The sequence below is a fragment of the Paraburkholderia sp. HC6.4b genome, assembly GCF_014200875.1.
Classification (GTDB): Bacteria; Pseudomonadota; Gammaproteobacteria; order Burkholderiales; family Burkholderiaceae; genus Paraburkholderia; species Paraburkholderia tuberum.
The window spans coordinates 121,193-136,224 of the sequence record NZ_JACHDC010000004.1; the positions used below are offsets into that span (position 1 = coordinate 121,193).

At 61.7% G+C, this 15,032-nt stretch carries 12 protein-coding genes; 2 read left to right on the top strand and 10 right to left on the bottom strand.

The genetic code is table 11. The features are described from left to right. Window positions 1-33 precede the first annotated feature (33 nt). Both HDG34_RS07250 and HDG34_RS07255 read right to left on the bottom strand, forming a co-directional pair. Window positions 34-1,023 (bottom strand): zinc-dependent alcohol dehydrogenase family protein, encoded by a 990-nt coding sequence (locus HDG34_RS07250; RefSeq protein ID WP_184058780.1) that lies wholly within the window; start codon window positions 1,021-1,023, stop codon window positions 34-36. 151 nt (window positions 1,024-1,174) lie between these two features. Then, the gene (locus tag HDG34_RS07255; protein ID WP_184058782.1) at window positions 1,175-3,208 is read right to left on the bottom strand and encodes an ATP-binding protein; all 2,034 of its coding nucleotides are present in this window, start codon (window positions 3,206-3,208) and stop codon (window positions 1,175-1,177) included. 259 nt (window positions 3,209-3,467) lie between these two features. On the opposite strand from HDG34_RS07255, the gene HDG34_RS07260 reads away from it, so the two are divergent. After that, complete coding sequence (locus tag HDG34_RS07260; RefSeq protein ID WP_184058783.1) at window positions 3,468-4,586, top strand: patatin-like phospholipase family protein; 1,119 nt, start codon at window positions 3,468-3,470, stop codon at window positions 4,584-4,586. A 142-nt stretch (window positions 4,587-4,728) separates the two neighbouring features. Here the strand turns inward: HDG34_RS07260 and HDG34_RS07265 are convergent, their stop codons facing one another. The 3 genes from HDG34_RS07265 to hppD form a co-directional block, all read right to left on the bottom strand. Beyond that, the gene (locus HDG34_RS07265; RefSeq protein ID WP_184058785.1) at window positions 4,729-5,934 is read right to left on the bottom strand and encodes an amino acid aminotransferase; all 1,206 of its coding nucleotides are present in this window, start codon (window positions 5,932-5,934) and stop codon (window positions 4,729-4,731) included. Window positions 5,935-5,978: 44 nt separating this feature from the next. Next, window positions 5,979-7,361 (bottom strand): amino acid permease, encoded by a 1,383-nt coding sequence (locus HDG34_RS07270; RefSeq protein ID WP_409259263.1) that lies wholly within the window; start codon window positions 7,359-7,361, stop codon window positions 5,979-5,981. A 94-nt stretch (window positions 7,362-7,455) separates the two neighbouring features. Beyond that, on the bottom strand, window positions 7,456-8,529 hold the full coding sequence (hppD, locus tag HDG34_RS07275; RefSeq protein ID WP_184011854.1) for a 4-hydroxyphenylpyruvate dioxygenase: 1,074 nt from the start codon (window positions 8,527-8,529) through the stop codon (window positions 7,456-7,458). A gap of 270 nt (window positions 8,530-8,799) precedes the next feature. Between hppD and HDG34_RS07280 the strand changes: the two genes are divergently transcribed. Further along, on the top strand, window positions 8,800-9,273 hold the full coding sequence (locus HDG34_RS07280; protein WP_090811524.1) for an Lrp/AsnC family transcriptional regulator: 474 nt from the start codon (window positions 8,800-8,802) through the stop codon (window positions 9,271-9,273). 126 nt (window positions 9,274-9,399) lie between these two features. Here HDG34_RS07280 and HDG34_RS38950 read toward each other — a convergent pair whose 3' ends face one another. The 5 genes from HDG34_RS38950 to HDG34_RS07300 form a co-directional block, all read right to left on the bottom strand. After that, entirely contained in the window at window positions 9,400-9,597 is a 198-nt protein-coding gene (locus tag HDG34_RS38950) for a hypothetical protein (protein WP_260321089.1), read from the bottom strand. A gap of 136 nt (window positions 9,598-9,733) precedes the next feature. After that, a complete protein-coding gene (locus HDG34_RS07285; protein WP_184058787.1) occupies window positions 9,734-10,486 on the bottom strand; it encodes an AAA family ATPase in 753 nt (250 codons plus the stop codon). A gap of 9 nt (window positions 10,487-10,495) precedes the next feature. Beyond that, a complete protein-coding gene (locus HDG34_RS07290) occupies window positions 10,496-12,070 on the bottom strand; it encodes a tryptophanase (RefSeq protein ID WP_260321090.1) in 1,575 nt (524 codons plus the stop codon). Further along, window positions 11,992-13,524, bottom strand: a complete 1,533-nt coding sequence (locus HDG34_RS07295) for a B12-binding domain-containing radical SAM protein (RefSeq protein WP_184058789.1) — start codon at window positions 13,522-13,524, stop codon at window positions 11,992-11,994. Before HDG34_RS07295 ends, HDG34_RS07290 begins: the two co-directional genes overlap by 79 nt. Window positions 13,525-13,573: 49 nt before the next feature. Continuing rightward, window positions 13,574-14,683 carry a hypothetical protein gene (locus tag HDG34_RS07300; RefSeq protein ID WP_184058791.1) on the bottom strand — a complete coding sequence of 370 codons (1,110 nt, stop codon included), beginning with the start codon at window positions 14,681-14,683 and terminating at the stop codon, window positions 13,574-13,576. Window positions 14,684-15,032: the final 349 nt, after the last annotated feature.

The window sequence follows — 15,032 nt, forward strand, 5'->3', positions numbered from 1 at the left end:
GCGCGTTGCCTCACCTCAATGTCGGTTCGCGGGCTACACCGTTACCACGATCTTTCCGAACTGCCCGTTGGTTTCGAGGTAGCGGTGCGCGTCGACGATCTCGTCGAACCCAAAGGTGCGATCGATGACCGGCTTCAGCGAGCCGCTTTCGAGCCCCTTGAGCACGAACTCCACCGCAGCCTTTCGGCGCGTCGGGTCGCCACTCGTCAGCCAGATGTTGTGCGCCTTCACGGAAATCATTTTGGCGATCATCGGCAGCACGGGCAGCGTCGTGGCACGTTCGTCTAGCGCGCCGTACAGATACGCGATCCCCTGGAAGGACAGCGCCGAGACCAGTTTCGCGAAGTTCGGGCCGCCGACCGGATCGAACGCGACACGAGCCCCCTTTCCATCCGTGATCCGCATGATCGCTTCGACAAGGTCCGACTCGTCCGTGACGACCACGTGTGCGGCACCCGCGTCGAGCAACTGCTGTCGCTTGCCAGCATGGCGCGTGACCGCGATCGACGTCGCCCCAGCGTAATTCGCTAGCTGGATCGCTGCCAGTCCAACGCTGCTCGAAGCGGCCGGTATGACGACATAGTCGCCGGCGCCCACCTTCGCATCTTCGATCAGCGCGCCATATGCGGTGACGAACATCATCCACACCGACGCGGCCTCGGCGAAGGAAAGAGATTTCGGATGCCTGACGACTGCATGGTCCGGCACGATGATGACTTCGCCGTAGGTGAAGTACTGATTCATCGAGAACGACGGGATCACATTGACCTCGTCTCCGGGCGCGAAACCGCCGACGCCCTCGCCCACCGCGTCGACGATGCCGGCCGCCTCGTACCCGAGCCCGGCCGGAAAGCGGACTGGTTCGATGTACTGGTCGGTGCGCCACATCGATTCCGCGCGATTGAGACCGATCGCTTTCACGTTGATGCGAACTTCACCGCGGCCGGGGCCGCGGACCGATTCGTCGACGAATCGAAGCACTTCCGGCCCACCGGCCTCGGCAAACCTGACAGTCCGTGACATCACTACCTCCTGGATGGATTGATGGTAGAGCATTGCGAAAATTGCCACGTCGTTCCCGCGAGGGAATTCGACTGATAAGCGGGGAAATCCTAACAGTGCTTTTCGTCGTCGCCCCAGAACGCCGCCTCGCACAAAGAGGGTCGATCGAAAACTACGCGGTGGACGGATTTTCGCTGGTCATTCGCCTGATGATCGCAAGCAGTTCTTCGATATCGACGGGTTTGACGAGATGACTATCACACCCCGCCCCCGCTGAGCGAGTCACGTCCTCAGGCTGTCCGTATCCGGACACGGCGACGATTTCAAGGCGCTTGCCGGCCGCCTGACGGTCCCTCAGCCGACGCGCAACCTCATAGCCGCTGATTCCCGGCAGACCAAGATCAAGGAAAACGATCTGCGGCTCGAAGGCAGCGGCAATCTGAAGCGCTTCTTCCCCGCTGTGTGCGGTGCGCACATCGTGCGCGTCGAGAATCATTGCGAGCGACAGCGCGGCATCGCTGTTATCGTCGACGATCAGAACACGCAATGGATCGGACGGCGGTCGACCTGCTTCGGCACCGTCCTTCGCCTGCTGGTTGCTGCCCTGGCAAACGGGTAGACGTATTTCGAATTCACTGCCTCTGTTCTTGCCTTCGCTCCTGGCGACAATGGTCCCGCCGTGCATCTCGGTCAGCGTCTTGCACACCGAGAGCCCGATCCCAAGACCGCCCCTGGACGGCTCGCCGTGGCAGGAACCCTGTACGAACAGATCGAACACGTGAGGCAGCGCGTCGCCCGAAATACCCGTGCCCGTGTCCGACACGGTAACGGATACCTCCTGACCGACGAGCGTCGCGCATACGACGATCCGGCCACCGTCGTCGGTGTATTTGATCGCGTTATCCAGCAGATTGGAAAATGTCTGGGTGATCCGCGCCGGGTCACCGTGGACGTACACTGGGTGCGCGAGCGGCAGACGCACGATGTCGTGATGCCGCTGCAACGCAGCCGGCATCGTGATCTCGAGAGCGTGGTCGAGTGCCAGCCTGATATCGAAGACCTCGCGCTTCAACTCGATCTTGCCGGTGGTGATCCTCGATACATCGAGCAGGTCGTCGATCAGATGCGACAGGTGGCCGGTCTGGCGTTCGATCACATTGCGCAGCCATTCACGTTTGGCGGGATCGGCTCCCGCGCCGTGGCCCAGCAGATGCGCGGCGTTACGCACGGGCGCCAACGGGTTGCGCAGCTCGTGCGCGAGCGTGGCCAGAAAGATGTCCTTGCGGCGATCGGCGTCCTGCAATTTCGCCTCTGCGTCGGTCCGCTCCGTCACGTCGCACAAGCTGCCAATGAACGTGTAATCGTCCTGCTGAACGGGCGGACGCAGATACCCGAACATTTCGACGGTTCTGAGCGCGTGGTCGGTTACGCGGTGCAGCCGGAACGCGACATGCACCGGCTCGCCGGAGACCAGCCGGGACTGAAAATGGCATTTCAGCAGTTCGACATCGTCGGGATGAACGACCGACGTCATGAACTCGGTTTCCGTCAACGGCCCCCTCTCCTCGGGCTGCCCGGTGATGTCGTACATCTGGCGGTTTTCCCACACGCCTTGTCGCGAGGCGCCACACCACTCGAAGATGCCGATGCCGGCCGCGCTCGTCGCGACACGCAGCCGCTCCTCGGTGAGCTTCAGCGCAGTCAGCGCCGTGTGCAGGCTGTCCTGCGCCGCCGCCACCTCGGCCGCCTGACGTTGCATTTGCGCCTCGATGGCGTTTTCGATCATCGCGCGAAACGTGCGCTCGACGATGTCGTGTGCCCGTATGTGAACGTCGACGGAAGCCGCAACCGGACCGAAATACGCGCGGATCTCGTCTTTCAGAAAGCGCTGCATCAGATCGATGTTGCGAAACAGATCCGTGACCCGCCAGCTCTCTGGCCAGAACCTGCCGGGGTACGCGACAGCCACATGCGCGGATAGTGACGCGTCGCTCTCGGCGACCAGCAGGGCGGCGCATACTTCGGCCAGCATATAGGCGAAACAGCCAATGAGTTCCTGCCCGCTGTCCGCATCGGTGTGCGCGGCCTGCTCCGAGGTCTCGGCGATCCAGCGATGCATCAGTTGCTCACGGGCACGCCCCAGCCTGTGCGCCAGCCCGTTTAGCGTGATCGCGCCTCGGGAATCCAGATCGAGATGCCGTTTCATCCAGGTACCCCCGGACAAAAGCTGTGAGCCCGCGATGCCGTCCCGGCACACCGGTTTGTGTCAGTCAACCTCTTTGTCATGGACCGTTTTAGTAGGTTACGCAGCGCGCGCTTATAAATAGTATCGCAGCATCCAGGGCGATCCGCCATGGCATGCGGGACAGGACGAAGCATTAAAAGCTAGACGTTTCCGACGCAAGTATCCTCGCGTGCGCGTAAGATTGCCGGGAACGCGATGAAGACGCGAAGGAGCCATGGCGATGGAGGAACCCCGGAACCCGACGCGACAGAACGGCCCCAAGGTCGCGTTTGCCCTGCAAGGCGGCGGTTCGCACGGCGCCTTCACGTGGGGTGTGCTCGACCGTCTGCTGGAGGCTTCGTCGCAGGCAACCCCGCTCGATATCGCGGCGATCAGCGGCGCAAGCGCGGGCGGAATCAATGCGACGCTGTGCGCGGCGGGTCTCGCAACCAGCGGCGCACCGAAAGCACGCGAGATGCTGCGCGCCTTCTGGGAAGCGGTATCGCGCGCCGGCGCGCTGGCGGGCAACGCGCTCCTCGGCTTTTCCGAACCCGGCCCATTCGGCGGCTGGAATATCGACTGGAATCCCGCCGCCATCATGCTGGAGGCCGTGGGACTCGTCGCTTCGCCTTACGGCAATCCGTTTTACCGCGATCCGCTCGGGCCGGTGATTCGTTCCGCCCTCCCCGAACAGGATCTCGCCGCGCTCAATACCACGCGCGATGGCCCGCAACTGTTCATCTGCGCAACCGACGTACGAACCAACCAACGCGCAATTTTCACCCGCCCCGAGATTTCCATTGACGTATTGCGCGCTTCCGCATGCCTGCCGAGCGAGTTTCGCACCATCAGCGTGGGCGGCATACCGTACTGGGATGGCGGCTATCTGGGCAACCCGCCATTGGCGCCGTTGATCGCCCATGCCCAGGACCTGATTCTCGTTCTCGCGAATCCGTTCGTGCGCCACGACATGCCGCCTAAAGACGCGCGCGGCATTCTCGACCGGCTCAATGAAATCGGTTTCAACGCGTCCGTCGTACTGGAGATCAACGCGATCGAAGCGGTCAACCGTGTGCTCGACTCGGTCGGCGAGGAAGCGGCGCGCAAAAGCCGCTTCAAGCCCGTCAGGTTTCACCTGATTCGCGACGACGATTTTCTCGCGAAGTTCGGTTTTGTTTCCAAGAGCAGCACGTCCTGGTCATTGCTCAAAACGCTCTTCGAGCGTGGCCGCGAAGTGGCGAACGTATGGCTCGAGAACGACTACGCGAAACTCGGGCAAGCGTCTTCGCTCGACGTCAAGGGTTCGTTGCTCGATCCGACGCTCAAGCACAGCGGCAACGCGAGCGCGCGACGAAACTGAAAAGGACGATTTCCATGCCGTGCACCGCATCGAGAGCGTTAGCGACGGCTTCGACGTCGGTCTGGAACCGATCCGCCATCGCGCGCACCTTAGCCGGACTGATCGCGTGTCCAGCCGCGGCTCCAGGCTTGCGGCAGTAGTCTCAATCGCCTGCCCGCGAGATGACCCTCGCGATGGCCTCCGCAGCCGTCGCAACGTTGTTGTCATTGAGCGCGGCGACGCACATGCGCCCGGACCGGATCAAGTAGACGCCGTGCCGTTCGCGCAGCGTGTCGACCTGGTCTGCCGACAACCCGGTGTACGTGAACATACCGCGCTGCTCGAGGTAGCGCGCGAGCATCGTGTCCGGCACCTTGCCGCGCAGGCGTTCATGGATCTCCGCACGCATACGCATGATGCGCCGGCACATCGATGCAAGCTCTCGTTGCCATGATTGCCGCATTGCCGGTGTTGTCAGCACGCGCGCTACGATCTTTGCGCCGTGCGTCGGCGGATTGCTGTAGTTCGCGCGCACAGCGCTCGTCAATTGACCCAATACGCGCCCGGCAACGTCCGGCGACTCGCAAATCACCGACAGTCCGCCGCAGCGCTCGCCATACAGCGAGAAGTTCTTCGAGAATGAATTGGCCACCAACGCCGGCACGTTCTGGCGCACGAGTTCACGAATCGCAAATGCGTCCGCGTCGATGCCCGCGCCGAAGCCCTGATACGCCATGTCGATGAATGGCAGCAGGGTCCGCTTCCTGATGACCTCGATCAGTTGCACCCATTGCGCGTCGTTCAGATCGACGCCCGTCGGGTTGTGACAGCACGCGTGCAACAGGACGACGCTGCGCGCCGGCAGCGCGTCGATGGCCGATAGCATCTCTTCGAACTTGAGCCCGCCGCTCGATTCGTCGTAGTACGGGTACGTGTCGACTTCGAATCCCGCGCGCTCGAAGATGAAACGGTGGTTTTCCCACGTCGGATCGCTGACCCATACCCGTGAGCCCGCAAAATAGCGCTTGATGAAATCCGCACCGACCTTGAGCGCGCCCGAGCCGCCCAAGGTCTGCACAGTCGCGATGCGCCCCTCGGTACGTGCCGGCGAGTCGTCGCCGAACACCAACGATTGCACGGCATCGCGGTAGTGGGCGAAGCCCGCCATCGGCAGGTACGGCTTTGGACCGAGCTCGGCGAGCAGTTGTCCTTCGGCCTCGCGTACGGCTTGCATCACCGGTAAGCGGCCTTGATCGTCGTAATAGATGCCGATGCTCAGATTGACCTTATGGTTGCGCGAATCCTTCGCGAAGTTCTCGTTCAAGGTGAGGATCGGGTCGCCCGCGTAGGCATCGATGTGTTCAAACATGCTGATTCCCTGGATTAGGCCAAATGGTTGCAGAAACGCGGTGCCTAGCGCATCGGCACACCAACTGGTACCGAGGCGTCCGCGCGTCGATTGCGCAAGCGATAGCCGACGCCCAGCGCAACGAGCCAAACGGGGATCAGGTAGACCGACATGCGCAGATCCGGTATCAGCCACATCACCACCAGGATGCCGCCAAGGAACACCAGACACAGATAGTTGGTAAGCGGATAGCCCAGGCTGCGGAATACGGTCGTCTCACCGGCTCGCGCTTTCGCGCTGCGAAAGCGCAAATGAATGATGCTGATCATTGCCCAGTTGATGATGAGCGCCGAGACGACGAGCCCCATCAGCAGTTCAAATGCCTTGCCGGGCATCAGGTAGTTGATCACCACGCAGGTGGCCGTCGCCACGGCGGAAACACCCAGCGCGACGAGCGGAATCCCGCGGGCGTTCACCTTCAGCAGAGCGCGCGGCGCATTGCCCTGGCCTGCGAGGCCGTAAAGCATGCGGCTGTTGCAGTAGACGCCGCTGTTGTACACCGACAGCGCGGCGGTGAGCACCACCGCATTCAGCACGTTGGCGACGAAGTTACTATTCATCGCGTGAAAGATCAGCACGAACGGACTACCGCCCGTAACGACTTTTTCCCACGGATACAGCGACAGCAGCACGCCGAGTGCGCCGACGTAGAAAATCAGGATCCGGTAGATCACCTGGTTGGTTGCGCGCGGGATGGTGTGCGAAGGATCTTCCGCCTCGGCGGCCGTAATGCCGACGAGTTCCAGTCCACCGAACGAGAACATGATGACAGCCATCGCCATCACGAGGCCCGACACGCCGTTCGGAAAGAAGCCGCCGTGGCGCCAGAGATTGGCCACGCCCGCGTCAGGGCCTGCGTGGCCCGAAATCAACAGGTAGCCGCCGAAGCCGATCATGCCGACGATCGCCGCGACCTTGACGATCGAGAACCAGAACTCGAGCTCGCCATACGACTTCACGCTGGTGAGGTTGATCGCGTTGATGACGCAAAAGCAGACGAGCGCGGAGACCCACGTGGGCAGACCGGGCCACCAGTACTGCATGTAGATGCCAACGGCCGACAGTTCTGCCATTGACACGAGAACGTACAGCACCCAGTAGTTCCAGCCGGACACGAAGCCGGAGAATTGGCCGCAGTATTTGCCTGCGAAGTAGCTGAAGGATCCCGCCACCGGCTCGTCGACGACCATTTCGCCGAGTTGCCGCATGATGAAGAAGGCGACGATGCCCGCGATCGCGTACCCGAGCAACACGGACGGCCCTGCCGTCTTGATGGTCTGCGCGATGCCGAGAAAGAGGCCGGTGCCGATTGCGCCTCCTAGCGCGATCAACTGAATGTGACGATTCTTCAGGCCGCGCTGTAGCGTGCCCTGTTGCTGGTGTGCCACGATGTTGTCTCCTGTGTCCTGCGGTTGGTTCTGGACGCCACGCCTCGCTTTTCGCCTGCTCTGGTCGAGAGCTATCAACGGGGTTGTACGCGCGTCAAACCTTCAGCGTGCCCCGCTCGATCTGATCGCGTTCGAGCGACTCGAACAGCGCCTTGAAATTGCCTTCGCCGAAACCTTCATCACCCTTGCGCTGGATGAATTCGAAAAAGACAGGGCCAAGCAGCGGCTTGGAAAAAATCTGCAGCAGCAGGCGCGGCGACCCGTCTGCCGTCGTTCCGTCGAGGAGGATGCCGCGCGATTGCAATTCGCCCACCGGTTGACCGTGGCCCGGCAAGCGCGTCTCGAGCGCATCGTAGTAGTAGCTGTTGGGCCCCGTCATCAGCGGCACGCCTGCCATCTGCAGATTGTCGATAACCGTTATCAGATCGTCCGTCAGGAACGCGATGTGTTGAATGCCCTCGCCATTGAAGGCCATCAGGAATTCCTCGATCTGCCCGCTCCCCTTGCCAGATTCCTCGTTCAATGGAATGCGGATCTTGCCGTCCGGCGCCGTCATCGCCTTCGACGTGAGACCCGTGTATTCGCCCTCGATGTCGAAGTAGCGTAGCTCACGGAAGTTGAACAGAGTCTCGTAGAAGTTGGCCCAATACGTCATGCGGCCGCGATAGACGTTGTGCGTGAGGTGGTCGACAAGGCGCAAGCCATGACCGGCCGGCCGCCGCTCGACACCTTCGATGAACTCGAAATCGATGTCGTAGATCGACTTGCCGTCCTCGAAGCGGTCGATCAGATAAAGCGGTGCGCCGCCAATGCCTTTGATTGCCGGCAATCGCAGCTCCATTGGACCGGTTGCGATTTCAATCGGCTGAGCCCCTAGCGACAGCGCGCGGGCGTAGGCCTTGTGCGAATCCTTCACGCGAAATGCCATGCCGCACGCACTCGGGCCATGCTCGGCGGCAAAGTAAGCGGCCGCACTGTTGCGCTCGCGATTGACGATGAAGTTGATTTCGCCCTGGCGGTAAAGCAGCACGTCCTTCGAACGGTGGCGAGCCACCAGTGTGAAGCCCATCTGCTCGAACAGCGGTTCAAGGACATTGGGTACGGGCGAGGCAAATTCAACGAATTCGAAGCCCATCAGTTGCATTGGATTGTCAAACAGGTCGGCCATGATCTCTCAGGTTCAGCAGAGGGTGAATGATTTGTTGCGAGCAACCGGCACCGAGTGGTGCCGGGTGTCGGAAAAATGAAAGCAAATTTCTCCAATCGCCACGCAGGCAGCGTCCTCGGACCACTCTCTCAACGCATTTTCCGGCGTCGTCGCAGCGCCATTTGGATTCAGTGTAAGTTTTTATCGACGCAATTGGATTTCCTTGCAGACGCAGACAAACCCTGATTTGTGCATTAATATTTCATTTCACTGGAGAACGAGGAAATAAAAGTGCAGGCAATCGACATCGACCGTATCGACGTGCGTCTACTGGAGATTCTTCAGTCCCAGGGGCGCATCTCCAATCTCGAACTTGCGGAGGCGATCAAACTGTCGCCCGCGCAAACGCTGAGGCGGCATCGCCGGCTCGAGGAAATGGGTGTGATCAAACGCTACGAGACGCGGCTCGACGCGCAGCTGCTGGGCTTTGGCGTAGTGGCCTTCATCCAGGTGACGATGGAGCGAGGCCATGTCCGCGACCTGTCGAAGTTCAAGCGAATGATCTCGGAACTCACCCAGGTTCAGGAATGCTTCGTCGTAACGGGTGATATCGATTACATGCTCAAGGTCGTGGCGCAAGACCTGAAAGCGCTGTCGGAGTTTCTGCTGGATACGCTGATGCGCATTCCGGGCGTGAGCGGAGTCAAGTCCAGCGTTTGCCTCGATGAAATCAAATGTACGGGCGCTGTCCCGTTGGCGGCCTAGCCCTCTGAGCGCGAGCGTCGCCCGGCACATTCCGGTGCTGCCCACTATTCCCCGCATGCGTGCGTGCGGATCAACGGTCACTTTGCTCCTGAAGGTCAAAGCTCCCAGGCGATGCAGAGCGCGACACTAGTTCACCCTCCCGACCGACCGCAATATCGAGCGTCCTTGCGCGGTCAGACGCCCTCGCGCGTATCCAGACGCGAGCTTTTCCAGAAATACAAGTTGGCGCTCGCACAACGCGTCGAGATCGCCGGGATCGAAATTTTCTGGACGGGGGTTTGTCTCGAGAAGCATGAGCGTTGCGATCTCATGTGGGCTAAGCATCGTCGTCTCCCTGGCTCTGATGTTCCATGCATCATGGTCCTTCCTCGAAGGATAGATGCTCATCAAAACGTGTCGACGCGCATTTTGTCGCATATCTCGATGCCCGAATCCGGCTTCCCGGGCGCAGGTCGAAGCCTCAGCATGCCGCCACGCTTCGTGTAAGACGTTCCGCCCCGATAGAGCCCAACCGCCCCGCAACACGGTCGATCGCCACGAGATGACTGAGTGCCTGACAGAACGTCTCGTCGAGACTGCGCTCCGCATCCAGCGCGACAACGCCGTTGACCTCGAACACGGCGCGATAGGCCGCCACCTGACGCGTCAGAAAGCTCATCGGCGGCGGCTGGTCGTTCTCGTCGTTCCTTGCCCGTACGCGACGGTGTGAAGTCGCGCCGGAAACGTTCAGACCAAAGGCGACGTCGGGACGCAGCAAGTGACCGGCGATGCTGCGGAGCACAGGCGCAGTCTCAGCGGGATCGGAACGCGTGCCGATTTCAGCCTGAGAGGTGAACACGTAGCGGTCGCAGAAAACGACGTCGCCGCGTTCCAGTGCCGGTACGACCGTGTCGGTCAGATGCTGGACGAGGTCTCCCATGATGGACAGCAGAATGCCCAGCATGTCGACGCGCCGTCGGTTTACGTCGAGTCCGGAACCGGCGCTCGATGTATGCCAGTGGCTGTCCACCATGTCCCGGAACAGCGCATCTTTGCGGATCCGACGGGTCGGCGTAAACGTCGTCACGCAGTTGAGCCCCGCACGCGTGCACGCGCTTTCGAGCCTTTCCATCAGTGACGACTTCCCCGCCCCATCCACACCGCACAACGTGACCAGAACCCCCGGATAAGCATGCGGTTTGAGCTCGAGCGTTTCGAAGACACCATTCGACATGAAATCACCTCAGACCATAACTTCCCGAGACTCCGCCAGCATCTCGTCACGGGCCTCGATCGGCGCGAGGACCGCGGTGAAGTGCTTGAGCATCGACGGTGCCGAGACGATGCGCATTCCCCGGATCGCATCGCGTCGTTGGTAGACCCGGATCAACGCGGCGGCAACCGCCGCGAGGTGGCTATCGGTGTAGACGCGGCGAGGAATGGCCAGCCTCAGCAGTTCCAGCCTCGGGGCGCTGACAGTGCCCGTCGACGGATCTTCTTTCAGGAACGCCAACGAGCCCAGACCGACGGCGCGCACGCCGCCCTCCAGATAAAGCTCGGCAGCCAGCGCCTCGGCCGGGAACTGCGAGCGCGGCAGGTGCGGCAGGAAGGCGGCCGCATCGACGTACACCGCGTGTCCACCGGTCGGCCTCAGTATCGGAACGCCGCTGGCAAGCAGTGTGTCCCCTAGCCGTTCGACCTGACCTACGCGGTGTTGCAGGTATCGGTCGTCGACCATCTCGCGCAGACCGATCGCGAGTGCCTCGAGATCGCGGCCCGCCATCCCTCCGTAGGTGACGAAACCTTCGTACAGCACGAGCAGCGGCACGACCTGCTCGTAGAGCGTGCGCGACCGTGTCGCGAGCAAGCCGCCGATGTTGACCAGCGCATCCTTCTTGCAGCTGAACGTGCAGCCCTCGGCATAGGAAAACTGCTCCTTCAGAATTTCCGCCACGGACCGGTTCGCATACCCGCTCTCGCGCTGCTGGATGAAGTAAGCATTCTCCGCGCAGCGCGCCGCATCGAAGTAGACCGGAATCGCAAACTCATCGGCCAACGCCCTCACCGCGCGCAGGTTCGCCATCGATACCGGCTGGCCGCCGCCCGCGTTGTTCGTCAGCGAGACCATGATCAGCGGAATATTGTCGCGCCCTTCGCTTTCGATCACGTTGCGCAGCTTCTGCACATCCACGTCGCCCTTGAACGGGTGCTCGACAGCGGGTTGGTAGCCGATTTCGGCGACGCACGGTATCGCGGTCCCGCCGGCAATCGATACGTGTGCCTCGGTCGAATCGAACGGCGCGTTGAATGGCACCACCTGGCCTGGGCGCACGAGGGTCCGAAACAGGAAGTGCTCGGCCGGCCGGCCCTGATGGGTTGGCAATACGTAGTCGAAGCCGAGCATGTCCCGCACGGCCTGCGTCAACTTCGTGAAACTGCGGGAACCGGCATATGATTCGTCGCCGGTCATGATGCCGGCCCACTGGTTCGCGCTCATCGCGGAGGTGCCGCTGTCCGTCATCAGATCGATGTAGACGTCGTCTGCTTCGAGGCGAAAGACGTTGTACCCGGCGGCGACAAGCCGCGCCTGCCGTTGCTCGCGGTCGATCAGCCTGATCGGCTCGACCATCTTGATCCTGTACGGCTCAGGCTGGCTGTTTTCTAAAAGCATGCACTCCTCCTGGGTTGAAAGTACGCGGGCCACTGGATGACTGGCCGCTTCGGGCATCGCACACCGCATCAGGCACTTTGCTCGATCGTCACAACCTCGATCGGTGCCCAATCCGCATCGCCGCCGGCCGCGGACGTGCGGTGACATCCGCGAGCGTCGTGGGCCGCTTCGAAGCGTTTCTCGATCCGGTTCAGGATCGACCAATACGCGCCCCGTTCGCCTTGCGCGATCGCTTCGACCAGCGCGTCGTTCGCGTTGTAGTTGAACAGACTCGCGTTGGTCCCGAAGAACCGCCGATCATTGCCGATCAGATCGGCAATGAATTGCTGCGGGTCCGGGCCCAATGCGGTCGGCAGATAGAACACCGGATGCAGCAGATGGTCGTTGCCTTCGATATGGCCGTGAAGATTCGGATTTCCGACGTGCAGGCCTTCGCCGCGAATCATCTGCTCGAGTTCGGTGCCGGGGAAAATCCTCAGCCCGACCGTCACCGAAACGCGCTCCGGATCGACCCGCTTGATGAACTCGATCGTCTCGCGCGCGGTTTCCTGCGTCTCGCCGGGGGCGCCGAACAGCAGCTCGATGATGTGCTCGAGGCCGTGGCGCTTCGCCGTATTGACCGCATGCTCGATGTCGTGGGCGCTAAAGGTGCGGCGCAGTATCTTCAGCATCGTTTCGCTGGCGGTGTCGACGCCGAAGTTCATGCCGACGCAACCGGCTGCTTTCATCGCGGCCGCGAGTTCATCGGGAAACGGCCGCGGCATCCCGTACGCATACCACTGGATTTTGCCGGCGAGCCCGTGCCGGATGATGGCCGCGCACAGCGCAAGAGGATGCGCGACGCTCAGATTGAATTCCGAGTCGTTGATGTGAAAGACGTTGACCCCGCGTTCTTCGAGCGATGCCATCTCGGCGACGACATCATCGGGTTCGCGCATGCGCACCGTGCGGCCTTTGATCAGCGGCTCGACGCAATAGATGCAGGAGCGATTGCAACCGCGCTTCGTTTCGATGCCGATCTGGCCGCCTTTGGCGAAATAGTGGGGGTTGTCGACCAACTCGCGTTTGTGAGGCCCGATGCTGGCCAGCGGTCCGCATGCGTTCGGGGCGAGCGGCGTAGCACGCACCCCGGCCGTATCGCGGTAGACCACGCCGGGTATGTGCGTGAAACTCCTGCCTTCTTCGAGGCAGGTCAGCAGCTCGGGAAAGCTGAATTCGCCTTCCCTGACGATGCCGAAGTCGGCGTCGAGGTAAGCAAGCAGTTTTTCCGGCATCACCGAGTAGCCCGCGCCGCCCATCACGACCGGAACCGCGCGCGCGCGCCGAAGCAACGCGACGATGTCCCTGATTCTGTCGAGAAAGCTGTAGCCGCTGGAAAAATAGACGTCGTCGGTATTTCGCAGCGTCACCCCCCAGTAATCCGGCGCGGCGGTGCGGCAGTGCGCGGCAATGGCCGCCTCGCAATCGTCGGAGAAGCACAGGTCGAGCAAATCGAGCGCGAACCCGGCTCGCTCCATCGGCGCCGACAGGTAGTCGAACGCAATCGGCGCAATCGCCGGTTTGATCTGGTTCGTGTTGACGAAGGTGACGCGCTTGGCCATGTTCGATCGGTCTCGGTGGAAAGGTTCGCGAGGGCTCGCAGGAATGCGCCTAGACGGCGACGTCGATGGACAGCTTCTGGCCCGCGCGGGCCACCGTCATCTCGCTCATGAAATCGCTGAACCGATGCATCATCACCGCCGCGAGGTGCTTCGCCTTGTCCTCGCAGTCGGAGAATGCATAGAAGCCCGGACCCGCGCTGCTCATCCCCGCGTACACCGCGCCCTCGCGTTGCATCGTCTCGTCGAACTCACGCATCACGTCGGTCCGGAAAATGCCTTCGAGCACCTTCATGTTGCTCATGCTGTTGAGTTCCCAGCCGTGCTTCAGAAACGCGAACAGGTCGTTGCGATGCAGTGCTGGCCGCAACTTCTGCTCGATGAAGTTGCGCCACGCGATGCCGTAGCGCTTCTGCCACTCGACAAAATGCGTCGGCACGAAGCCTGCCTCGGTGGTGCCGGACATGTCCGCGCCTTCGCCATGGGCGCGCAGCGCTTCGGTCGATAGCGTGTCGTAGTTGCCAACGGCGGTGGTCACCCACAGGTTTTCCGAACTCAGGTTGCCGAGAAAACGGCCGTTGCCGTGCTTCTCGTCGACCCAGACCAGACCGCCGAAGAACAGGCACGCTTCGCCAACGCCAGTCTCCAGTCCGAAATACACGTGCTCGTCATCCTTCGCGGTCTCGACGTAGTTGCGGGTGATCATTTCCCACATGTCGTGCGGCGAAAACGGTGAGCCGAACAACGCGTTCAAGCCGGCGAGCGTCGCGGTATTGAACGAGACATTCGAGCCGAAGCCGCTGTGCTGGTGCTGGATGCTGCGCACCCGATCGACGCGGATGTCGTCACGTGCGTAACCGACGGCTCGCTTGAACAACTCGAGCATGTGCCGCCCGCTCGGCACGTCGCAGCCGCCCTCACCGTTGGTCGTCTTCGTGACGGTAATCCGGTGTCCGACCGTGCTCGTCGATACGCCGAGTCCGCCGCCACCGAAGCCGGGCGCCATTTGCATAAAGTCGAATACCGCGAAGTGAAGGCGCCCTGGCACCGAGACCTCGGCACGAACGTAGCTCGGTACCGCGTCGCGCTCCCAGTGCGGCAACACAGTCAGATTCGCACCCGGCAGGAACTGCCCCGCTTTCGCCTTCCATGCCTGATTCATTGCTCTACCTCCATCCTCGTGAGTATTCCCAAGCGATACGTTTCGCGACCATCAATGCGCACCACTCACTGTTCGCGCTCCTGGCGCACGGTTCGTGCCAGGCGCGCTCTTGCAGCGCGACGTGAGTCCTCGTCAGAAGCAATGACGCAAGCGGGCAGCCAGATTTCAAAGGGCAGCGCGATACATGCGCACGTTTAGATGTTTGGACGTCGGCATGCGTACCGGGCCGGTATCGAATGTCCCGCAGTCGATCTGCAACCAACAGATGCGCTTCGCCTGTTGGCCCGGCACCGACATCCAGCAGGCTGCGACGGGCTCGCTCCGAACGTGCGTCGGCAAATCGCAGACT